Origin of the sequence: Streptomyces sp. NRRL WC-3618 (assembly GCF_001280005.1) — a bacterium.
In the GTDB taxonomy this organism is placed as follows: domain Bacteria; phylum Actinomycetota; class Actinomycetes; order Streptomycetales; family Streptomycetaceae; genus Streptomyces.
Genome location: NZ_LGDW01000478.1, coordinates 46702 through 67886, shown reverse-complemented (window position 1 = coordinate 67886; position 21185 = coordinate 46702). Strand labels below are relative to the sequence as shown.

Here is a 21185-nt window from a genome sequence, read left to right as displayed (position 1 = left end):
CCTGACGGTACGGCGCACGCCTCCGAGCGTGCGGCGGCGTGCCCGTCGGCGTGCCCCGTAGGACCTCGTTGAGCTGCTGTCCGTACGGCGATACTCCCTACCCGTGGGGCGTGATGATCTCCGCCGGCAGTCAGTCAGGTCGGCGGCGCTTCGTCACGTTCGTGCCGTACCTGCGACCTGGTTCAAGGCTCAGAGTTCAGAGCTCAGAGTTCAGAAAACGTTCTGGAGACAAGCCCGATGAAACTCGCCAAGCGACTCATCCTCACCACCACTGCTCTCACCGCCGTAACCGCCGGTACGCTCCTCAGCGCGACGGTCGGCCAGGCCGCCGTCCCGCAGCCCGTCCGGCACGGCGTCGATGTTCCCGCCGCGCTGAAGGTGCCCGACGGCAACAGGCTGGCCGGCGTTTTCTCCGCTGCGGGCGTCCAGACCTACACCTGCGCCGACGGTGCCTGGAAGCTGTTGGAGCCCGCCGCGACCCTCTGGGCCAGGAACGACCACTCGCGCCGCGCCGTCGCCCTTCACTCCCGTGGTCCGGTCTGGGTGTCGACGGTGGACGGCAGCGCGGTCAACGCCGCCGCCGTCGCCAACTCCGCCAAGGCGGACACGATCCCGGAACTCCTCCTGAAGTCCACCGCCACACGCGGCACCGGCGTCTTCGCCGACGTCTCCTACATCCAGCGCCTCAACACCCGCGGCGGAGTCGCCCCGGCCGCCGCCTGCACCGGCACCGACCAGGTGAGCGTTCCGTACTCCGCGACGTACGCGTTCTACAAGCCCGCCAAGTAGTCGCCGAGTCGTCGGAGCGCGACAGTACCGGCGACTGTTGGTGCCGGGACTGTCGCCTGTCCCGGCGAGGTCGCCCGCCAACTCCGGTGGCATGAACTCGCCTGCCGAGCGCATCGGCACCACCGGAGTCTCGAGCGCGATCAGAAGAGGGATGCGCCGGCCTCACTCGCTGGCTGACGTTGTGTCATGCCGCGCCGTTTGCGCACTTCCCGGAGCCGCTTGCCGATGTTGGCGCTCATGATTCGAGGGCACGGCGGCGCCCAGCGGCCGGGCGGGCTTTGCGCGCCCGGCACTCCGTGGGGATGTTTCACCGTGCCCCGAGGCACAAGCCGATGGCCGAGTGGGCTTCGTCCAGGATCCGCCCGATCACAGAGGAGGAAGACGTCAGCCAACAGCCATGCCAGGGATGAAGGCCACGATCCCGGAGAGGAAACTACCGATCGCGGCCAGCGTGACGAGAGCGGCTTTCCCGTCCGAGAAGAGGCCGGAGCAGAACTCGCGTACCCTGCGTCGGAGGATCAGCATCTTCAGCTTCTGCCAGCGGTGTTGGCGGATGTGGCAACCCATGAGAAGACCGGTCGCGTTGTTCCTGCAGCCGTCGCTCCGCCCCCTGACCGGGGCCGCGCAGGTCACGGGGGCCTGGAAGAAGCACCAGACCAGCACAAGTGCCGACAGACTCGCGACGACCACAGGTCCTGCGGCCTTGTTGATCCAGGCGGCGATCAGAAGAGCAGCGGCGACGACGCCCCACCACTGCCCCAGCCCACCGAGTTGACTGCTCCTTGCCCCCGAAGTCGCCATAACCGTAATCGTGGCGCGGGCCTCGGTAAATCATGCCGCTGAGCAGCGGATTGACTGAAAATGATCAGCAGGCCGAAGTGATGTGAGCTGCCCCCGCCCGGCCGAGTTCGGCCGGAACGGATCGGCGTGAAGGCGCATCACGCCGGGATCATTCCGCCAGAACGCGCGACACCAGAGCGACGGCGAAACGATCGCCCCAGCTACGCTTTCACGGCGCAGCCGACGTTGGGCAAGACCGGGGGAGATCGTGAATCGACCGCTGCTGTTCCTCGACGTGGACGGGCCGCTCAACCCCTATGCGGCCAAGCCGGAGAAGCGCCCCGACGGCTACACCACACTCAGAGTGCCCCTCCGCAGCGGAAGCTCAGACGAACCCAGAGGACTGTCGCGGCGGTGGCGACCCCTGCGAGTCTGGCTCAATCCGGAGCACGGGCGATCTCTGCTTCAACTCGACTACGAACTGTGCTGGGCCACCACATGGATGGACGACGCCAACCGGTGGATAGCCCCGGTGCTCGGCCTTCCCGAACTCCCCTTCGTCGACTTCGGCGACGCGTTGTTCCAGGATCGTCCCGACGGGGTCCACTGGAAGACCGGCCCCCTCGTGGACTACGCCAACGGCCGTCCCTTCGCCTGGGTGGACGACGAACAGTGCGATCTGGACCAGGCATACGTGACCGCCCACCACCGCGGGCCCGGGCTTCTGCACCACGTCGATCCGCGAATCGGTCTGCGCGAAAACGACTTCCGCACCCTCGCCGACTTCGCCCGTTCCCAGCGGTAGCCGGCTGGATGAACCAGCACGTCAGCCCCACGCGGGGGAGATGTCGCCTCCAGCGGTCGGCGGGCGCGCAGACGCTGTCGCCGAGCACCCTTGGGCCTCCTCGGAAATGCGGCGGAGCATGATCCCCGACATTGACCTCGTACACCCGAGACACGCACAATCTGCGTGCTCGCCACGGTCGTTGGCGGACTGAGGGGGGAGGACCATGAGCGACCACCGCGGTCATCGCCGGACCATCAACGCGATCGCGCGCAATCCCGGCGCGCCGGTCGACGTGCTGACCAGGCTGCTGCACAAGGAAGCCATCGCCGCCTGGGACACGATCTCCTTGCGCGCCCTGCCGGACCAGGTGGTCGATGCCGTCGTCGCGCATCCCGACCACCGGCTGCGGTCACTGTTCGCCGAAAACGCACTGGTGACGGCGGAACAACGCGCCCGGCTGGTGGACGATCCCGACCTCCGGGTCCGTCGGTCTCTGGCCGCCGGGCCCAGCTGGTTCCGCATCCCCGTGCCCCCCTTCCTCTGTCCACCCAGCAGCGTCTGCTCGCCGATCCGGAGGCGACTGTCCGTCGTGGCGCGGCCTTCTGCCGTCACACGGATCCGAGCCTGGTCGCCGGCCTGGCCGACCACCGGGACGCGGACCTTCGGCAGGCAGCCTGCCGTCAGTGGAGCCTGCTTTCCGAAGGCGCCCGAAGCCGTCTGCTTCACGACGCAGATGACGCAGTACGTCAGGCGGCCATGCTCAAGGCCTGCCACCATGACGCGGACTGCACGGACATCCTTCTCGACGCGGGCAGCTACCACAGGCACGACGCGATCCGGTACGGCGCCATGAGTACGGCGACCGCCGAACGGCTCGCGACAAGCACCGAGGAGATGGACCGGCGGGAGCTGGCGGCGAACCTCAGTGTTCCCATCGACCTCGTCAGGACGTTGGCGGCCGACAGCGCGCACAGCGTCCGGCTGGCGGTGTCGGTACGACCCGAGCTGACGGAGGCCGAATGTACCGCCATCGACGTCACCATCACCCCGTCCGACCGGTCCCACCCCGTCGACTGGGTCGTCCGGTGCACCGACCCCGACGTCCTGCGCCAATGCGCCAGCTCGGCCAACATCCTGCTACGGCGCAGCGCCGCCTACAGCGCCCACCTGCCCGCCGACGCCGTCGACCTGCTCTCCAAGGACGACGACTACCCCGTACGGCTCCTGCTGTGCGAGAACCAGCCGGCCGTGGACGGCGAGGTGGTGCTGCGGACGTATCTGGACTGCCGGGTGATCACCAAGGGCTTCCTGCTGGACCACCCGAACTTCCCGAGCGCGGGCATCGGACGACGTTTCGCCGACGACCCGGATCCGGCAAAACGATGGCTGGTGGGGCTCGACCCCGAAGCACCCGTCGACGCCGTGGTCCGGCTGCTCGCCGACCCCGACGAACGGGTACGCGCCATGGCGGCCGAGCACCCGGCGCTGCCGGTCGATCTCATCCTCCAGAGCTGCGCGAATCCGGAGACCGCCGTTCACGCCCTCAGGAATCCGAGCCTGCCCGTCGAGGTCATGCACCGGTACCTCGACGACGAGGGCATCCCTCGCTGACGGCCTGAGGCTGGCGGCCACCGGGCCGGAGGGAAGGTCACGGAATCGCCGGGAACCCTCGCGCGTTGTGGAGAGTGGGCCCCGGATGTCGGTGGTGGGTGAGCCGAGCGGCCCGGAAGACCGAGCTGACGGATATTGGAGGGGCCTCGATGACTGCGCAGACGCAGAGGGCGGTGCTGGCGGGTGGATGCTTCTGGGGGATGGAGGACCTGATCCGCCGGCTTCCGGGCGTGACCGCGACCCGGGTCGGATACACGGGCGGGGACGTGCCGAACGCGACGTACCGCAACCACGGCACGCACGCGGAGGCCATCGAGATCCTTTTCGACCCCGCGGGGACCGACTTCCGCGCGCTTCTGGAGTTCTTCTTCCAGATCCACGACCCGAGCACCAAGAACCGCCAGGGCAACGACATCGGCCTCAGCTACCGTTCGGCGATCTACTACGTGGATGACGAGCAGAAGCGGATCGCCGAGGACACGATCGCGGATGTGGACGCCTCCGGGCTGTGGCCGGGCAAGGTCGTCACCGAGGTGGAGCCGGTCGGCCCCTTCTGGGAGGCCGAGCCCGAGCACCAGGATTACCTGCTGCGTTACCCGGACGGCTACACCTGCCACTTCCCGCGCCCGGGATGGCGGCTGCCCGCCCGCACGGAGGGCTGACGGCGGAGCGGATTCCGCTCCGGCTGGCAACCGCCGTGGTCACAGCCCACCCCGGCTTCCGCCCCGGCGCCGGCCGACACGACCGCCTGCGCCGACAAATTCCGGATGCGGCAGTAGCACCGCCAGCAGGTGGCGTAGTTCCGGCAGGCGCGGGTGGGTCGGGTCGGCCCCGGCCCCGGCGGCGTCGGCGGCCAAGGCGGCGTTCACGTGGGCGATCAGCGGGAGGGCGGTCACCAGGCTGCCCAGCGGGGCCGATGTCGCCGCGCGCTCGGCCAACTCCGTCGCGAGCTGCCGCGAGCCGCGCCACCACGCGCACCAGTACGGCAGCGCCGAGAAGTGGGCCTCGTAGCGGTGCGGGTCGTGGGCGGTGAGCCGGGACCGCAGCTCGTCCATCTCGGAGTGCGGGTAGCCGAGGCCGAGCGCGGTCCAGATCTCCGTGATGTACGGGGTCGGGTCGTCTGGTCCGGCCGGCCCCTCGGCCTCCCAGGCGGGCAGCCAGGCGTCGTCCTCGGCCGCGATGTCCGTCAGGAGACGGCCAGGATGCCCAGGATCCACAGCGGTACGGTCATCGGGGGGCGTCCGTTCCGCGGGGGGAGTGGGGCGCCGGGGGCAGCAGGGCGCGCAGCGGGGCGGTGTCCGGGTGGTCGGCGAGCGCCCTGTCCACGGCGGCGCCGATCGCCGCGTCGAGCCCCGGGGCACCGTCGTCCGGTGCGCTGCCCGGCGCCGGGAGCAGGCGGGCCTTCGCCGGCTGCTCCCAGGAGAACGCCCAGCGCATCCGCGACCGCGCGCTGAACTCCGCCATCACCATGCTGTGCAGCGAGTTGTGCAGGGTCGGGCGTACGAACTCACGAAACGCCCGTCCCGTCGCCGCGACCGCCTCGTCCGACAAAGGTAACCGGCGTGCCAGCTCCCACAGTTGGCCGTCGTCGATGAGGGCGAGGAGCGCCGGCAGGGTGGGACGCCTCTTCGTGTACAGGGCCAGGGCCCGGTGCAGGGGGGTGTCGAGCGCGGCGAGGTTGGCTGCCATCGCGCCGTTGAGGAGTTCCTGCCAGTCGGCGGCACGCGGCAACTGCCGTACCTCGTACGTCAGTACCGCGTCCTCCAGTGCCCTGAAGATGCCCTCCTCGTCGGTCAGGAGGGCGATGGCCGCGCCGGGGGCCTCGTCCGTGCGGTCGTCGGCGGGGAGCAGCTCTACACGGCGCACGCGGTCGGCCATGGGCGGGTGGGAGTCGTACGGCGAGGTCGGTTCCGTTGGTAACTCGCTGCGCAGGCAAGCCAGTTCGAGCTGGCGGGCGGTCAGCATCCGGCTGAAGCCGCCGAACACCTCACCGCGCGGCGGCAGGAGCGCGGCGTCGTTGCCGAGGGTGGCGTAGCTGCGCACGTAGAACCCGAACACGCCCTCCAGCACCGGGATTTCGCGCAGTGCCGACGCGGTGGAGTCGCGGCCGGCGATCCGGGCGGCCGAGGCGTCGGCGGCGTACTCCTGGCGGCGGGAGTCGGCGAGTGTGGCGCGGAGGTACAGCTCGGCGTACGCGGTGTAGATCCGGGCCGGCGTGCGGTACGTGACGCCCACGCCTTCCGTGTCGATCTCCCGCCCTTCCTTGCCCCTGGCCTCGGCCTTGGCCTTCCGTCGCTCCTGGCGGGCCCGCTCCCGGACTTCCACATTGCCCGTGCGTTCCTCGAAGTTCCGTATGGTGCGCTGGAGTTGGACGCGTCCGCGCCGGGTGACGGCGGCCAGCCGGGTGTCGGAGTGGGCGTAGTGGCCGAGTTCGTGGGCGAGGACCGCGCGCAGCTGCGCCTCGGTCAGGCCCTGCATGAGGGGTACGCCCAGGTGGAGCCGGCGCGGGCCGGGGAGGAGGCCCAGCAGGCGGGCGTCCTCGCGCACGGCGGCGTTGACGTCGCCGGTGAGGAGGATGCGGGACGGGGCTCGGGTGCCGACCTGGTCGGCCAACTCTCGTACGGTACGCCAGAGTTCCGGCTCGTCCACCTCGGTCACGGGCAGACCCGGTGGCTCCTCTGCCCTCGGCGTACGCAGCATGAACAGGCCGCGGACCAACGGAATCGCCAGCACTGTCGCGACGGCGGCCAGCATTGTGGCGCTGCCGAGCGGCGCGTATGCGAAGAGCAGGCAGCCGGTGCCGGCGAGCGCCGCCAGCAGGAGCACGCCGAGCAGATAGAAGCCGGCGAGCAGTACGAGAGCGCGCAGAGCGCGCAGGGTCGAGCCCATCGGGCCGGGATCCCTCCACGGGAACGGGGACAGTAGGAAGGGCGCGCGGCCGTGGGGTGGGGTCAGGACCGGCGGGTGGGGGAAAGCGGAGTATCGCGTACGTGACCGAGGCCAGGCAAGGCATGATCATGCCACCCGGCGCTCATGTATCCAGGGCCCGCGCGCAGCCGCCCTGCGGCCTCTGTCCCCCCGGCCCTGTCCCGTCCCTCGCCCGGCCCCTTCCCCTGCTTTCTTCCCGTCCCGCGATACCGAGATGATCCAAACGACAGGGCCTAGCGCAGGAGCGACGCCGGGCTGCCGCCGTTCGCCTCGTACCCCGCCACCGCCAGCGCCCGGTACACCGCGAACTCCGCCGCCGGATCGGCGGTGAGCGTCCACGGGAGGGCGCCCACATGGCCGTCGACGTGCACCAGTTGGTTCATCGCCTCCGCCCAGCGCTCCGAGCGCACCAGGAAGAAGACCAGCAGGTGGCGTACGTGAGCGAGCATCGGGTCGCCCGGCCGGGCCGCGTGGACCGCGTACAGCGCGCCGTGGATCGACTTCGTGACCACCTCGCTCTGGTAGAAGCCGCTGACCAGGTTCACCTCGGGGAGATGCTCGAAGACCGCGAACAGGGGCATCGCCGCCAGCAGCGAGCCCTCCGGCGCTCTTGCCGCCGCCGCTTCCGCGAACGACATCGCCAGCGCCCGGGAACCGTGCCACTTCTCGCACCAGTAGTGCAGGGCCGCGAGATGCGCCCCCATGTGCTCCGGGGCACGGTCGAGGATCTTCAGCCAGAGCTGCTCGAACTCCGGACGGGAGTACGCCAGCCCGCGCGCCACCGACAGCTCGACTATGTACGGGACCGGGTCACCGGGGGCCAGGAGCGCCGCGTCGCCGCACGCCGCCTTCGCCTCCTCCATGATGATCCGGAACTCGTCCGTCCCGGGCGTCGACGTCCGCCACGCCTGCTGCACCAGGAACTCCGCGTGCACCGCCGCGCCGCCCGCGTCCTTGGGCGCCTCCGCCCGCCACACCCGCAGCCACTGCCCGCCCGGCGACTCACTCACCCCGCCGGGACGCTGCTGCAGCTCCAGCGACGCGGCGCCCGCGAAGGCCTGCACGCGTTGCCAGCGCCGCTCGCCGTCCCTCTCCGTGCCGGCGAGCAACTGCGCCGCCGCTCTGTAGTCCTGGGTGCGCTGCACGACGTCCAGGACGTCCAGCAGGTCCTGGTCGGGGCCGGGCATCCGGATGTCCAGCGCCTCCTGCCGGACGAAGCCGTAGTTCGCCGGGTCCGCGGCGTCCGGGTCACCGGGGGCGACCTGCTGAATACCGGCACTCCTGCGCCGCATGAGCGGCAACACCACGAAGCCGAGCATGACCAGTGCCATCAGTACCCAGAGAATCTCCATGCCTCAAGCGAACCAGACGGGTCTGACAATTGGCGAACCAGGGCCGTTCCGCCCACGTTCCGGCCCGTGCCGTTCGCCCGTGCCGCCCGCCCCGTACCGGTCCCCGCAGGCTATGGCCGTCAGGAATCGCGCAAGCGCACTACCCTCGGTCCACATGAGCGACAGGCACATCAGTCAGCACTTCGAGACACTCGCGATCCACGCGGGCAACACCGCGGATCCCCTCACCGGCGCGGTCGTCCCGCCGATCTACCAGGTCTCGACCTACAAGCAGGACGGCGTCGGCGGGCTGCGCGGCGGTTACGAGTACAGCCGCAGCGCCAATCCCACCCGTACCGCCCTCGAAGAGAATCTCGCGGCCCTCGAGGGCGGTCGCCGCGGTCTCGCGTTCGCGTCCGGACTGGCGGCCGAGGACTGCCTGTTGCGTACGCTGCTCAGCCCCGGTGACCACGTGGTCATCCCCAACGACGCCTACGGCGGCACGTTCCGCCTCTTCGCGAAGGTCGTCGCCCGATGGGGCGTGGAGTGGTCGGTCGCCGACACCAGCGACCCCGCCGCCGTACGCGCCGCCCTCACCCCGAAGACCAAGGTCGTCTGGGTGGAGACCCCCTCCAACCCCCTCCTCGGTATCACCGACATCGCCGCCGTCGCCCAGATCGCCCGCGAGGCCGGCGCCCGGCTCGTCGTCGACAACACCTTCGCCACGCCCTACCTCCAGCAGCCGCTGGCCCTCGGCGCGGACGTCGTCGTGCACTCCCTGACCAAGTACATGGGCGGTCACTCGGACGTCGTCGGCGGTGCGCTGGTCACCGCTGACCAGGAACTCGGCGAGGAACTGGCGTACCACCAGAACGCGATGGGCGCGGTCGCCGGGCCCTTCGACTCCTGGCTGGTGCTGCGCGGCGCCAAGACGCTCTCCGTACGGATGGACCGGCACAGCGAGAACGCCACCAGGATCGCCGACATGCTCACCCGGCACGCGCGCGTGACGCGTGTTCTCTACCCGGGCCTCCCGGAGCACCCCGGTCACGAGGTCGCCGCAAAGCAGATGCGGGCGTTCGGCGGCATGATCTCGTTCCAGGTCCAGGGCGGCGAGGAGGCGGCCGTCGAGGTCTGCAACCGCGCCAAGGTGTTTACGCTCGGCGAGTCCCTCGGCGGTGTGGAGTCCCTGATCGAGCACCCCGGACGCATGACCCACGCGTCCGTCGCCGGGTCGGCCCTGGAGGTGCCGGGCGACCTCGTACGCCTCTCCGTGGGCATCGAGAACGTCGACGACCTCCTTCAGGACCTCCAGCAGGCCCTCGGCTAGACCCTGCCGTTCGGATCAAGCTCGGCCGTGACCCGGTCGGTCGTCGTGACCGACCGGGTCTCACCAGCCCGTCAGCGGTGGAGTCGTCTGCGACGGCGGCACCACCCAGGGCTGGACCGTCGCCGCCCACACGGCGAAGACGACCACCGCGACGAACAGCAGCACCCACATCAGCCGCCGGGCCGCCCGTCTGCGCCGCAGTACGCGGCTGCCACGCCGTACGACCTCCGCGTAGAGGTCCGGCGGCACCGGAGGCGGCGTACCCTCCATCGCCTGCCGCGCGGCGGCCTCCCGGTCGCGCCGGCTCATGACGGCACCACCTTCGGGCCCGCCACGGTCGGCGCCGGGCCGCGCGGCGGGTGCAGAAGCATGGCCGTCGCCCGGTCGCAGATCGCGTGCACACGTTCCGTGGGCAGCCCGAGCAGCGCCGCCGTCTGTTCCTCGCCGACCCCCTCGTACAGCCGCAGGACCAGGATCAGCCGCTGCTGGGGGGTGAGCAGTGCCAGCGGGCTGCCGGGGTGCGGGCGGGCCCGGCCGAGACCGCCGTACTGGTGCCAGGCCCCGCGCGCGAAGCGGACGGCGAGGTACTGGCGGGCCCGGTCGTACGGGTCCTCGCCGCGCATCCGGTCCCAGCACGCGTACGTGTGCGCGAAGGCGTGCGTGAGCAGAACCCGCGCGCGCGGGTTGTCGTTCGGCGCCTCCGCGGTGAGCAGCGTGGCCGTGTGCAGGAGCCGGCCCGCCGCGCCCGCGACGAACGCCTCGAAGTCCCGGGCCGGTCCACCTCGGGACGGCTGCCGTTCTCGCACCGTGCCTCCCGCCGTACGACAAGGACCTGGTCCCTGAGGACCCGGTCCCGAAGGGCCCGATCTCATCTGAGGCCAGATGCCGCCCGCCGGTCAAGAGCCAGGGAGCAGCAGTCCACCGGGCAGCGGACACACGCGCGCGTGCGCGACGGTTTCGCCACCGGAGTCAGGAGGCGGACTCCGGGTCCCCCACCGGGAGGCTGTGGGTCGCCATGCGGGAGGAGAGCGCGGTGTTGAAGCGTGTGAGGAGCGTGCAGAACACCTCGCGCTCCTCCGGCGCCCACTCCTGCGTCAGCTCGGCCATCAACTGACGCCTCGACGACCGGACTTCCTCCAGCCGCGACAGTCCGCGCGGGGACAGCTGGAGGACCACCGCGCGGCCGTCCTCGGGGTGCGAGGTGCGCTTGACGAGGCCCGTGTCGACGAGCGGAGCCACCTGCCGGGTGACCGTCGACGAGTCGATGCCCATGCTCGCGGCGAGCGCCTTGACGCCCATCGGGCCTTCGTTGTCCAGGCGGTTGAGCAGCAGATACGCGGCGCGGTCCATCGAGTTGCGCACCTGCCCGACTCCCCCGAGCCGGGTCTGTTCGGCACGGCGCGCGAACACCGCGACCTCGTGCTGCAACGTGTCGAGGAGACCGGTGTCGACGGTCGTCATGTCCATCGACATGTCGGGTGTTGTGGGCATGGCCGGGGGCTCGCTTCATGAAAGGGGGTGCTGGGTTGGGGGACAGGGTACGCGGCCGGACGGCGGGCCGTACCGGCGCTGCGAAAACCGGTCTCGGAGCTTGGTCACACTGCGAGGACGCGTCTGTGAACTGCGAGACTTGTGACATGAGCTACAGCACGGCTGACTCGTTGCGCTCCCTGCGGCCCGTCACTCTCGACGACGTACGCGGTGCCCGGAAGATGCTCCTGGGAGTGGCGCGGGTGACGGCCATGGAGGGCAGCCGGCATCTGTCCCAGCTGGTGGGGGCGCCGGTGCACCTCAAATGCGAGAACCTCCAGCGGACGGGGTCCTTCAAACTGCGGGGCGCGTACGTCCGTATCGCCGGACTGCTGCCCGAGGAGCGGGCCGCCGGGGTCGTCGCGGCCAGTGCCGGCAACCACGCGCAGGGGGTCGCGCTGGCGTCGGCGCTGCTCGGGGTGCGGGCCACGGTGTTCATGCCGCAGGGCGCGCCGCTGCCGAAGATCAGCGCCACCCGCGAGTACGGCGCCGAGGTGAGGCTGCATGGTCAGGTCGTCGACGAGACGCTGGCCGCCGCCCAGGAACACGCGGAGCGGACGGGGGCCGTGTTCATCCACCCCTTCGACCACGCCGACATCATCGCCGGGCAGGGCACGGTGGGCCTGGAGATCCTGGAGCAGTGCCCCGAGGTGCGCACGATCCTCGTCGGGATCGGCGGCGGCGGCCTGGCCGCCGGGATCGCGGTCGCCGTGAAGTCGGTGCGGCCCGACGTACGGATCGTGGGTGTGCAGGCGGCGGGCGCGGCCGCGTATCCGCCATCGCTGGCGGCCGGGCGGCCGGTGGCCGTCGCGAACCCGGTCACGATGGCCGACGGGATCAAGGTCGGGCGGCCCGGCGACGTGCCGTTCGGGATCATCGGCGAGCTGGTGGACGAGGTCCGCACGGTCAGCGAGGACGAGCTGTCGGCCGCGCTGCTGCTCTGCCTGGAGCGCGCCAAACTCGTCGTGGAACCGGCGGGGGCGAGCCCGGTCGCCGCGCTGCTGAGCGAGCCGGGGGCTTTCGAGGGGCCGGTCGTCGCGGTGCTGTCAGGTGGCAACGTCGACCCCGTGCTGCTGGAGCGCATCCTGCGCCACGGCATGGCCGCCCAGGGCCGCTACCTGGCCGTTCGGCTGCGTCTGACGGACCGGCCGGGCGCCCTCGCGACACTTCTCGGGGTGTTGTCAGTGGTCGACGTCAATGTCCTGGACGTGAGTCATGTCCGGACCGATCCGCGGCTCGGGCTCACGGAGGCGGAGGTCGAGCTGCACCTCGAGACGAAGGGGCCGACGCACTGCGCCGAGGTCGGCCAGGCCCTGCGCGAGGCCGGTTACACCGTCATCGACTGAGGGGCCGGGGGGGGACGGTCCTCGCTCCGGTCGCACCCGATGCCGGGTGCCGGATGTCACCCGATCCCGAATCCCGGATGCCACCCGAACCCGCCCGATCTCACTCGGACGGGTGGCTCCGGAAAATTGCATTGAGAGACGCGATACATCGCGTTATGGTGTGTAGCACGCCTGCAGCCGCCCTCTGGGTGCTCGGCCATCCTCCTCCTGCGCCCCGGGGCGGGGCGAAGGGGAAAATCCAGGCTGCTCGCGCTAGTCCCCAACGACGTGGAGAACTGATATGCCAGGAGCCATCTACGCCGAAGGTCTGGTGAAGACCTTCGGCGACGTAAAAGCTCTGGACGGGGTCGATCTTGACGTCCCGGAGGGCACGGTCCTCGGCCTGCTCGGGCCGAACGGAGCGGGCAAGACGACCACCGTCCGCTGTCTGACGACCCTGCTGCGGCCCGACCGCGGCTCGGCGGTCGTCGCGGGCATAGACGTCCTGAAGCACCCCGACGCCGTCCGCCGCTCCATCGGCCTCTCCGGCCAGTTCGCCGCGGTCGACGAGTATCTGACCGGCCGTGAGAACCTCCAGATGGTCGGCCAGCTGTACCAGATGAAGGCGAAGGCGGCGAAGGTCCGCGCGGCCGAACTGCTGGCGCAGTTCCACCTCGAGGACGCCGCCGACCGCCCCGCGAAGACCTATTCCGGAGGCATGCGCCGCCGGCTCGACCTCGCGGCGGCCCTGGTCGTCTCGCCGCCGGTGATGTTCATGGACGAACCGACGACCGGCCTCGACCCGCGCAACCGCCAGCAACTGTGGGAGGTCATCAAGCAGTTGGTCTCCGGGGGGACGACGCTGCTGCTGACCACGCAGTATCTGGAGGAGGCCGACCATCTCGCGCACGACATCGCGGTGGTCGACCAGGGCCGTGTCATCGCCCGCGGCACCTCCGACCAGCTCAAGGCCCGCACGGGCGGCGAGCGGGTCGAGGTCGTCGTGCACGAGCGCGCGCACATAGCGACCGCCTCCGAGGTGCTCAGCGTCTTCGGCAAGGGTCAGGGCGAAGTCACCGTCCAGGAGCACATGCGCAAGCTCACCGTGCCCGTCACCGGCGGTGCGAAGCTCCTCGCCGAGGTCATCCGCGAACTGGACGCCCGTGGCATCGAGATCGACGACATCGGCCTGCGCCGCCCCACTCTCGACGACGTCTTCCTCTCCCTGACCGGCCACGTGGCCGAGGTGAAGGACGAGGAGAACGGCAAGGAGAGCGGCAAAGAGGGCAGCAAAGGAAACGGCGAGAAGAGCGAGAAGGAGACCGCCAAGTGAGCGCCGTGAGCGATTCGATGATCATCGCCCGCCGGAACCTGATCCGGATGGTCCGCATTCCCGAGATGATCATCTTCGGGCTGTTCCAGCCGATCATGTTCGTGGTGCTGTTCACCTATGTGTTCGGCGGCTCGATCCAGGTGGGCTCGTCCATCTCCACTCAGGACTACCGCGAGTTCCTGATGGCCGGCATCTTCGCGCAGACCGTCACCTTCGCCACCGCGGGTGCCGGCGCGGGCATCGCCGACGACATGCACAAGGGGCTCATCGACAGATTCCGGTCGCTGCCCATGGCCCGGGGCGCGGTACTGACGGGCCGCACGGTCGCCGACCTGGTGCAGACGGCGCTCACTCTCGTCGTCCTGGCGATCGTCGCCCTGATCATCGGCTGGCGTACGCACGAGAACATCGGCAAGGTGCTCGCCGGATTCGGGCTGCTTCTGCTGCTCGGGTACGCGTTCTCGTGGATCGGCGCGCTCATCGGCCTGTCCGTGCGCACTCCCGAAGCGGCCACCTCGGGTGGGCTGATCTGGCTGTTTCCGCTGACCTTCATATCGAACGCGTTCGTGGACGCGAACAACATGCCGGGCTTCCTGCAGCACGTCGCGGAGTGGAACCCCTTCAGCGCCACCGTGCAGGCCGCGCGGGAGCTGTTCGGCAACCTCCCCCCGGGCTTCGAGGCGTCCAGCGCCTGGCCCATGCAGCATCCGGTGTGGGCGTCGCTGATCTGGTCGATCGTGATCATCGTCGTCTTCCGGACGCTCGCGGTCCGCAAGTACCGCCGGGTGGAAAGCTGACATGACGAAGCCCCCGGCGCCAGGAGGGCGCAGGGGGCATCGCATGGGCAATGAGGGCGGATCCAGAGGTCAGGCCTGGTAGGGCACGGCCTTCAGGATCTTCACAGTGGCAAGCTTGCCGTTGGGCAGCTCGTACTGCGCGTCCGCGCCGACCTTCTTGCCGCTCACTCCGCGGCCCAGCGGGGACTGCGGCGAGTAGGTCTCGATATCGGCGCTGGCGTATTCGCGCGAGGCGAGCAGGAAGGTCAGCGTGTCGTCCTCGTCGCCGTCGAAGGCGATGGTCACGACCATGCCGGGCGCGACCGCGCCGTTCGCCGCCGGAGCCTCGCCGACCTTGGCGTTCTCCAGGAGCTGGGTCAGCTGGCGCACACGGAGCTCCTGCTTGCCCTGCTCCTCCTTGGCGGCGTGGTACCCGCCGTTCTCGCGCAGGTCGCCCTCCTCACGCGCGGCGGCGATCTTGGCGGCGATCTCCGTGCGCGCAGGACCAGTAAGGTGCTCAAGCTCGTCCTTGAGCTTGTTGTACGCCTCCTGGGTCAGCCAGGTGACGTTCTCGCTGGTCTGGGTCACAGGTGCTCCTCGTAGGTACTGGGATACAAAGCATCGCCCTACCAAGAAGAATGTTCCTCCACGGATGGGCGAAACCACGAGCCTAACAATTCAGCGGCGGCAGGGGGAGGACATAAGCCATCAGAAATACGTCAACGCAGGTCAGCGCTTGTGTGATGAGAGTGACCCCGTCGATTGCTCCCGGCGGCGGCCCCGGACCCGCCCGCGGCCCTAGTCGGAGTGACAGCCGAGCAGCTCGGCCGTGGTGCCCTGGGACGTCGTACGCAGGGTGACGACCCTGTCGATACGGGTGGCGGCGCCGTCGAAGCGGAAGTCGGCGCGGCCGACTTCGGCGCCGTTCTCGGCCTGCGAGCGGACCGTGCAGTAGCCGTTCGTGCCGGAGTCCTTGCGGACCTCCAGATGCACCCTGACCGAGTCGTCGTACGTCTTGAAGGTGATGATCTCGGCGCTGATCTTGTTGCCGACGACGTAGTGGTAGCCGAACCAGCCGAGTACGACGAGCACCACCGCGCCGAGAACAGTGGCGGCGATCTTGAGCTTGCGGTCGGCGCGCTCGTCCGTGGAGCGGCCGTACCGTCCCTCGGGCGGTCGCGTGGTCGCCGTACTCATGATCGTCCCCTTCGCGAGGCCCTGGAAAGGCGGGCCTCGGAATTATTGGCCGCTCGGTTCGGTCACTATAGAAGCCGCTCATCGCACCCGCTCACACCGGATGCCGACTTACGAGGATTGAGTCTTGACTGACCAGCTGCGACTGATGGCCGTGCACGCGCATCCCGACGACGAGTCGAGCAAGGGTGCGGCCACCATGGCGAAGTACGTGTCCGAGGGGGTGGACGTGCACGTCGTGACCTGCACGGGCGGGGAGCGCGGGTCCATCCTCAACCCGAAGCTGCAGGGCGACAAGTACATCGAGGAGCACATCCACGAGGTACGCAAGAAGGAGATGGACGAGGCCCGCGAAATCCTCGGCATCAAGCAGGAGTGGCTCGGCTTCGTCGACTCCGGCCTGCCCGAGGGCGACCCGCTGCCGCCGCTGCCCGAGGGCTGCTTCGCCCTGGAGGACGTGGACAAGGCGGCCGGGGAGCTGGTGAAGCAGATCCGCGCGTTCCGTCCGCAGGTGATCACGACCTACGACGAGAACGGCGGCTACCCGCACCCCGACCACATCATGACCCACAAGATCTCGATGGTGGCCTTCGACGGCGCGGCGGACACCGAGACCTACCCGGAGTCGGAGTTCGGCCCGGCGTTCCAGCCGCAGAAGCTGTACTACAACCAGGGCTTCAACCGGCCGCGCACCGAGGCGCTGCACAACGCGCTGCTGGAGCGCGGCATGGAGTCGCCGTACGGGGACTGGCTGAAGCGCTGGTCGGAGTTCGAGCGCACCGAGCGCACGCTGACCACGCATGTTCCGTGCGGTGAGTTCTTCGAGATCCGCGACAAGGCGCTGCTCGCGCACGCCACGCAGATCGACCCCGACGGGGGCTGGTTCCGGGTGCCGCTGGACCTTCAGCGGGAGGTCTGGCCGACGGAGGAGTACGAGCTGGCGAAGTCGCTCGTGGACACTTCCCTCCCCGAGGACGACCTCTTTGCGGGCATCCGCGACAATGCCTGACATGAGCGCAAGCGCAAGCCTGGCAATGACGCACCTCGTCTCCTTCGCGGCGGAGGTCGACGAGGACAAGGTGACCCCCGGTGTCCTCGGCTTCATCGTGTTCGCGGTGATGGCTCTCGCGGTATGGGGGCTGATGAAGTCGATGAACAAGCAGATGGGCAGGATCAAGTTCAAGGAGGCGTCGGACTCGGACCTCGAGGAGGCTTCCGCCGCCGCCAAGGGCTCCGGTAAGGGATCCGCGCAGGAGTGAGGCGGCACCGGGTGCCCGGCACCCGGTGACCGCGCGTCGCGTCCTACCGCCGATCCACCGCCGATCCACCGCCGGCCTACCGTCGGCCGGCCGCCGTCACCGGCACCCCCATGACCTCCCGGGCGTGCCGGTTCGGGACCATGCCAAGGCGCCACGCCTGCCAGCCCGACTCCAGGGCCACCCCGCGCTCCAGAAGGAGCCGGTAGGCGTCGACGTACTCGTCGAGCTTCTCGTCACGGGACGGGTGGCGGCCACGGGAGAGCTGGGCCAGCTCCTCCTGGGCCACCGCCGTGCCGATGTCGACGCCACCGGGGGCCGCGTACGGCAGGAGGGTGCAGCGAAGGAAGCGCGCCCAGTCCTCGCCGCGCCGGTCGCCGTACGAGGTGAACAGGCCGATCGCCTCGTCGCACAGGGCCAGCGCCTGCTGGGCGCGGGAGTTGCCCGCGTCGACGACCGCCAGCTCCAGGCACGTCCAGGCCTCGCCGTGGGCCACCCCGATGCGCTGGAAGTCGGCGCGGGCGTCCACCAGGAGCTGGCGGGCGAAGCCCGAGTTGCGCAGCGAGCCCGTCTGGACGGCCCGCTGGTCGCGGGTGACACGGGCCGAGTGATGGCGGGCGCAGGCCAGGCCGTAGACGTCCCGGATGCGGGAGAACATCGTGCGGGAACGTTCCAGCTCGCGAACCGCGAGATCCAGGTTGCCCGTCTCCTCCAGCGACTGGCCCAGGTAGTAGACCGACCACGCCTCGCCGCGCGCGTCCTCGTTGTCCCGGTGCACCGACGCCGCCCGGCGCAGCCCGTCCACCGCCGCCGACGCGTCTCCGGCGACCAGCCGGGCCCGGGCCAGCTGGGTCAGGGCCCAGGCCTCGCCACGGGCGTCGCGTGTACGGCCGTACAGCTCGAGGGCTGTGCGCAGTTCGGACTCGGCGCGCGGGACGTCGCCCATGCGCAGGCCCAGCTGGCCGAGCTGGAAGTGGGCCCACGCCTCGCCGTGGATCGACTCGCCCTCCTTGTGCAGGACCAGGGAACGGGTCAGCAGGTCCCAGGACTCGGCGAGACGGGAGCGGTCGCGTTCCACGGCGGCGAGGGCGTGCATCGTCCAGGCGCGGTCGGTCGCCAGTTCGGGGGCCTGCTGGAGCTCCAGGGCCTCCTGGAGCTTCGCCGCCGCCTCGATCAGGTTGCCCTGATGGTGCAGCGTGATACCGAGCGAGCACAGCGCCCGGGCGGCGCCGGCGTCGTGATGGGCCTCCATGTACAGCTCGACGACCGAGGTGAGCGTCGTACGCGCCTTGTCCAGCTCGCCCAGCTGACGGGCCGCGATCCCCGTACGCCACTGCACCGAGCGGACCAGCAGACCCTGGTCCACCGACTCCGCGAGCTCACTGATCTCGCCGAGCCGGTAGAGGTCGCCGCGCAGCAGGCAGTAGTCGCACAGGGCGCCCAACAGGCTCAGTACGGCTGCCTGGTTGACGCCCTCCGCGTGCCGCAGCGTCGCCGTGATGAAGCTCGACTCGTCGTCCAGCCAGCGCAGCGCCTCGTCGAGGGAGGTGAAACCGTGCGGACTGAAGCGGTCGGAGCGGGTCGACATGTTGCCGTCGACCAGGCGCAGCACCGAGTCGGCGAGCTCGCCGTAGCTCACGATCAGACGTTCCTGCGCGGCCGTGCGCTCCGCCGGTTCCTCCTCGTCGAGGAGGCGGGCCTGCGCGAAGGCGCGGACCAGGTCGTGCAGGCGGTAGCGGCTGCCCCGGACGTGGTCGATGAGGCCGGCGCGGGCGAGCGCGTCCAGCTGACGGGTCGCCTCCGTCCGGTCCGTGGCCAGCAGGGCCGCGGCGGCCGCCGCGCCGAGCGAGGCCCGCCCGGCCAGCGCCAGCCTGCGCAGCAGCCTCCGGGCCGGTTCCGACTGGTCGGTGTAGCGCAGCCACAGCACTCGCTCCACCGGCTCCACCGGGCCGTACGCGCCCAGGTCCGTGGCCAGTCCGCGCTGGCTGCGCGGGCCGAGCGAGGAGCCCGCGATACGCAGCGCCAGCGGCAGACCCCCGCACAACTCCCGTATCCGGTCGGCGGATTCGGCGTCGTAGGGGCCGGGCTGCGCCTGCGCGCACGCGCCCAGCAGTTCCTCCGAGCCCGCCGCGTCCAAGGCCTCGACGGGCAGCTGATGGACCCAGAACGGCAGGTCGTCCGGGAGAGCGAGGGGCTCCCGGGAGGTGACGATGACGAGACTGTCGGAGCGCTCCGGGACGAGCGTACGGACCTGCTCGGCGTCCTGGGCGTCGTCCAGGACGATGGTCACCGGGACGCTGGTGAGGTGCTGGTTGTACAGCTCGCTCAGCCTTCTGACCTGCTGGTCCGGTGATGAACGCTCACGGAAGAGCAACTGCTCGCGGGAAGCGCCGAGCCGGTTCAGCAGATGCAGCAGGGCGTCGCGGGTGGGCAGCGGCGGTTCCTGAGGGCTGTCGCCGCGCAGATCCACCACGCACGCGCCCCGGAACTGGTCCCGCAGATCGTGTGCCGCGTGGATCGCGAGCGCGCTGCGGCCACTGCCGGGCACGCCGTGCAGGACGACCACGGTCGGCCGGGTCTCCGTGCTCGCCCGGGCCGCGTGCACCCACTGCCGGATACGGGCCAGTTCCTGCCGCCGACCCGCGAACGGCTCGTACGGATCAGGGAGTTGGGCGAACGACTGCTCCAGCAGGCTGCGGCTGCGGGCCGCCGCGCTCTTGTCGCTGCCGCGCAGCCTCGGGCCCGACTTCTTCGGCCCGGTGGACGCGCTGAGCACCCGCTGCTGGTCGAGGAACGGACGGATGCCGCGTACCTCCAGCGCCGTCAGCCACGTCAGCCGCAGCTGTTCGGGACCGCCGGGCTGGCTCACCGCGCCGGCGCGATGATGGGCGGCCGGCACATGGGCGGCGGTCACCTTCAGGACGGTCGCGGCGGCGCCCACCACGCCCGCGGCCAGCGCCGCGCCCACGGCGGGGGCCGCGCCGGTGCCGAGCGCCAGGTCGGCGACGCCCGCGGCGAGGGCGGCAACGGCAGCCACCAGCAAGGGAGTTCCGGCGCCCTCCCGGGCGTACCGCTGCCCGAAGGTGAGCTGCCCGGCCTTCGCCTCGTCGAGCGCCCGCGTGTACGCCGTGTACTCCTCGGCGGACGACTGCGCGATGTCGTCCAGCGCCGCGCGCGCCCGCGTGAGCAGCGCGCTCCCGTCGGTACGCCCCCCGGACCGCCGTACCTCTTCCTCCACGGCCCGGCCCAACAGCCGCTCGGCTTCCGCCCGGTGGCTGTCCCGCATGGTGTGTCCCCCTCTGGCAGCAACGGCTTGTTTCCGGTGGCTCCTTGGTCAAGTGTCCTGCGTACGGCGCATGGGGGCGAGGGGGCGTGAGGCCCTGATCGCGGTGCCGGGCCTACCTGTTGACGTGGTCGACCTGGGTGACGCGGGAGGAGCCGTCGATGCGGGAGGGGCGCGGCGCGGCTATCGTGATCACAGGTATCGAACGGGGAGAACAAGACATGGCAAGCCAGAACCCGCCGCCGGCTGGTCCGGCGTACGCGCCGCCGCCGTACCCGCCGTCGCAGGGACCGCAGCAGCCGCGCTGGGCCTGGTGGGTCGTGGGCATCGTCATCCCTGTTGTGGGACTGCTCGTCACGGTGCTGGTGAGCCGGCCGGGCTCGTCGGACGACAAGGGCGCGGAGTCGGCACCGACGTCGGCGCCGGCGCGCTCGTCCGCTCCGGCGGAGAAGACCGGCCAGGAGCAGCAGCCCGAGTCGCCCACCAAGACCTCCGGCGCCGCCACGGCCGTGCACCCGCGGTTCGGCCCGAAGGTCGTCGACGCCGACACGACCAACAGCGGGTCGTACATCGAACTGGACTCGGCCCAGCCGATCGTGTCGGGCAGCTCCCTCAAAGGCGCGGACATCATCTTCGGCGCGTCTCTCGGCGACCCGAATCTGTTCGTGCCGGGCTCCGGGTCCATGCTGGCTCCGCTGCCCGCCTCCGGGACCGCCCCCACGGCCGACGAGTGCGCCGACAGCGTGGAACGCAATGGCACCTACACGGCGGACGTGAAGCGGGGCGACCGCTTCTGCCTGATGACCGACGAGGGCCGCGTCGCCTACCTGAAGGTCGTCACCGCCCCGAGCACCGGCACCGGAAAACTGAACGTCACCGTCTGGGACACGCCTGGCGCCTGACAGATCGGGTCCTGCGGCAGGATGGACCCC

General features: G+C 70.4%; 22 protein-coding genes and 1 pseudogene. 12 read left to right on the top strand and 11 right to left on the bottom strand.

Annotation, left to right across the window (positions count from 1 at the left end; all coding sequences use genetic code 11):
* Nucleotides 1–237: 237 nt before the first annotated feature.
* On the top strand, nucleotides 238–789 hold the full coding sequence (locus ADL01_RS37190) for a DUF3455 domain-containing protein (RefSeq protein ID WP_053746477.1): 552 nt from the start codon (nucleotides 238–240) through the stop codon (nucleotides 787–789).
* A 140-nt stretch (nucleotides 790–929) separates the two neighbouring features.
* Here the strand turns inward: ADL01_RS37190 and ADL01_RS46990 are convergent, their stop codons facing one another.
* Nucleotides 930–1028 (bottom strand): helix-turn-helix domain-containing protein, encoded by a 99-nt coding sequence (locus ADL01_RS46990; protein WP_234354927.1) that lies wholly within the window; start codon nucleotides 1026–1028, stop codon nucleotides 930–932.
* Between the two features lie 145 nt (nucleotides 1029–1173).
* Nucleotides 1174–1590, bottom strand: coding sequence for a hypothetical protein (locus ADL01_RS46985; protein WP_053746476.1), 417 nt, complete (start codon nucleotides 1588–1590; stop codon nucleotides 1174–1176).
* Between the two features lie 247 nt (nucleotides 1591–1837).
* On the opposite strand from ADL01_RS46985, the gene ADL01_RS37180 reads away from it, so the two are divergent.
* The 4 genes from ADL01_RS37180 (at nucleotide 1838) to msrA (ending at nucleotide 4629) form a co-directional block, all read left to right on the top strand.
* The gene (locus tag ADL01_RS37180) at nucleotides 1838–2374 is read left to right on the top strand and encodes a hypothetical protein (RefSeq protein ID WP_053746475.1); all 537 of its coding nucleotides are present in this window, start codon (nucleotides 1838–1840) and stop codon (nucleotides 2372–2374) included.
* 205 nt (nucleotides 2375–2579) lie between these two features.
* Nucleotides 2580–3209, top strand: coding sequence for a hypothetical protein (locus tag ADL01_RS46980; protein WP_234354926.1), 630 nt, complete (start codon nucleotides 2580–2582; stop codon nucleotides 3207–3209).
* On the top strand, nucleotides 3113–3967 hold the full coding sequence (locus ADL01_RS46975) for a hypothetical protein (protein WP_234354925.1): 855 nt from the start codon (nucleotides 3113–3115) through the stop codon (nucleotides 3965–3967). Before ADL01_RS46980 ends, ADL01_RS46975 begins: the two co-directional genes overlap by 97 nt.
* Before the next feature lie 149 nt (nucleotides 3968–4116).
* Nucleotides 4117–4629 (top strand): peptide-methionine (S)-S-oxide reductase MsrA, encoded by a 513-nt coding sequence (gene msrA / locus ADL01_RS37170; protein WP_053746474.1) that lies wholly within the window; start codon nucleotides 4117–4119, stop codon nucleotides 4627–4629.
* Nucleotides 4630–4740: 111 nt separating this feature from the next.
* Here msrA and ADL01_RS37165 read toward each other — a convergent pair.
* From ADL01_RS37165 to ADL01_RS37155, 3 genes and pseudogenes are all read right to left on the bottom strand, one after another.
* Nucleotides 4741–5160, bottom strand: a pseudogene (locus tag ADL01_RS37165) (hypothetical protein); the annotation flags it as partial.
* Nucleotides 5161–5194: 34 nt separating this feature from the next.
* Nucleotides 5195–6856, bottom strand: a complete 1662-nt coding sequence (locus tag ADL01_RS37160) for a M48 family metallopeptidase (RefSeq protein WP_053746472.1) — start codon at nucleotides 6854–6856, stop codon at nucleotides 5195–5197.
* Between the two features lie 272 nt (nucleotides 6857–7128).
* Nucleotides 7129–8247: a hypothetical protein gene (locus ADL01_RS37155; protein ID WP_053746471.1), complete on the bottom strand. Its 1119-nt coding sequence runs from the start codon at nucleotides 8245–8247 to the stop codon at nucleotides 7129–7131.
* Between the two features lie 154 nt (nucleotides 8248–8401).
* Between ADL01_RS37155 and ADL01_RS37150 the strand changes: the two genes are divergently transcribed.
* Nucleotides 8402–9556, top strand: a complete 1155-nt coding sequence (locus ADL01_RS37150; protein WP_053746470.1) for a cystathionine gamma-synthase — start codon at nucleotides 8402–8404, stop codon at nucleotides 9554–9556.
* Between the two features lie 60 nt (nucleotides 9557–9616).
* Here ADL01_RS37150 and ADL01_RS37145 read toward each other — a convergent pair whose 3' ends face one another.
* The 3 genes from ADL01_RS37145 to ADL01_RS37135 all read right to left on the bottom strand — a co-directional run bounded on the left by ADL01_RS37145 (nucleotide 9617) and on the right by ADL01_RS37135 (nucleotide 11029).
* Nucleotides 9617–9865 carry a hypothetical protein gene (locus tag ADL01_RS37145; protein ID WP_053746469.1) on the bottom strand — a complete coding sequence of 83 codons (249 nt, stop codon included), beginning with the start codon at nucleotides 9863–9865 and terminating at the stop codon, nucleotides 9617–9619.
* Nucleotides 9862–10362 (bottom strand): sigma factor-like helix-turn-helix DNA-binding protein, encoded by a 501-nt coding sequence (locus ADL01_RS37140; RefSeq protein WP_053746468.1) that lies wholly within the window; start codon nucleotides 10360–10362, stop codon nucleotides 9862–9864. Before ADL01_RS37140 ends, ADL01_RS37145 begins: the two co-directional genes overlap by 4 nt.
* A gap of 163 nt (nucleotides 10363–10525) precedes the next feature.
* A complete protein-coding gene (locus ADL01_RS37135; RefSeq protein WP_053746467.1) occupies nucleotides 10526–11029 on the bottom strand; it encodes a MarR family winged helix-turn-helix transcriptional regulator in 504 nt (167 codons plus the stop codon).
* Between the two features lie 164 nt (nucleotides 11030–11193).
* Between ADL01_RS37135 and ilvA the strand changes: the two genes are divergently transcribed.
* From ilvA to ADL01_RS37120, 3 genes are all read left to right on the top strand, one after another.
* Nucleotides 11194–12432, top strand: coding sequence for a threonine ammonia-lyase (gene ilvA, locus ADL01_RS37130; RefSeq protein ID WP_053746466.1), 1239 nt, complete (start codon nucleotides 11194–11196; stop codon nucleotides 12430–12432).
* A gap of 280 nt (nucleotides 12433–12712) precedes the next feature.
* Nucleotides 12713–13744 (top strand): ATP-binding cassette domain-containing protein, encoded by a 1032-nt coding sequence (locus ADL01_RS37125; protein ID WP_053746465.1) that lies wholly within the window; start codon nucleotides 12713–12715, stop codon nucleotides 13742–13744.
* Nucleotides 13745–13761: 17 nt separating this feature from the next.
* Nucleotides 13762–14541, top strand: a complete 780-nt coding sequence (locus ADL01_RS37120; protein ID WP_234354931.1) for an ABC transporter permease — start codon at nucleotides 13762–13764, stop codon at nucleotides 14539–14541.
* Between the two features lie 69 nt (nucleotides 14542–14610).
* Here ADL01_RS37120 and greA read toward each other — a convergent pair whose 3' ends face one another.
* Together greA and ADL01_RS37110 are read right to left on the bottom strand one after the other, a co-directional pair.
* Nucleotides 14611–15108 (bottom strand): transcription elongation factor GreA, encoded by a 498-nt coding sequence (gene greA, locus ADL01_RS37115; RefSeq protein ID WP_053746463.1) that lies wholly within the window; start codon nucleotides 15106–15108, stop codon nucleotides 14611–14613.
* Between the two features lie 210 nt (nucleotides 15109–15318).
* Nucleotides 15319–15717: a DUF4307 domain-containing protein gene (locus ADL01_RS37110; protein WP_053746462.1), complete on the bottom strand. Its 399-nt coding sequence runs from the start codon at nucleotides 15715–15717 to the stop codon at nucleotides 15319–15321.
* A gap of 124 nt (nucleotides 15718–15841) precedes the next feature.
* Between ADL01_RS37110 and mca the strand changes: the two genes are divergently transcribed.
* Nucleotides 15842–16723 (top strand): mycothiol conjugate amidase Mca, encoded by an 882-nt coding sequence (gene mca, locus ADL01_RS37105; protein WP_078960990.1) that lies wholly within the window; start codon nucleotides 15842–15844, stop codon nucleotides 16721–16723.
* On the top strand, nucleotides 16716–16973 hold the full coding sequence (locus tag ADL01_RS37100) for a hypothetical protein (RefSeq protein WP_078960989.1): 258 nt from the start codon (nucleotides 16716–16718) through the stop codon (nucleotides 16971–16973). Before mca ends, ADL01_RS37100 begins: the two co-directional genes overlap by 8 nt.
* Before the next feature lie 76 nt (nucleotides 16974–17049).
* Here ADL01_RS37100 and ADL01_RS37095 read toward each other — a convergent pair whose 3' ends face one another.
* Nucleotides 17050–20256: a tetratricopeptide repeat protein gene (locus ADL01_RS37095; protein WP_053746459.1), complete on the bottom strand. Its 3207-nt coding sequence runs from the start codon at nucleotides 20254–20256 to the stop codon at nucleotides 17050–17052.
* Nucleotides 20257–20474: 218 nt separating this feature from the next.
* Between ADL01_RS37095 and ADL01_RS37090 the strand changes: the two genes are divergently transcribed.
* On the top strand, nucleotides 20475–21155 hold the full coding sequence (locus ADL01_RS37090) for a hypothetical protein (protein ID WP_159049737.1): 681 nt from the start codon (nucleotides 20475–20477) through the stop codon (nucleotides 21153–21155).
* The last annotated feature ends 30 nt before the right edge of the window (nucleotides 21156–21185 follow it).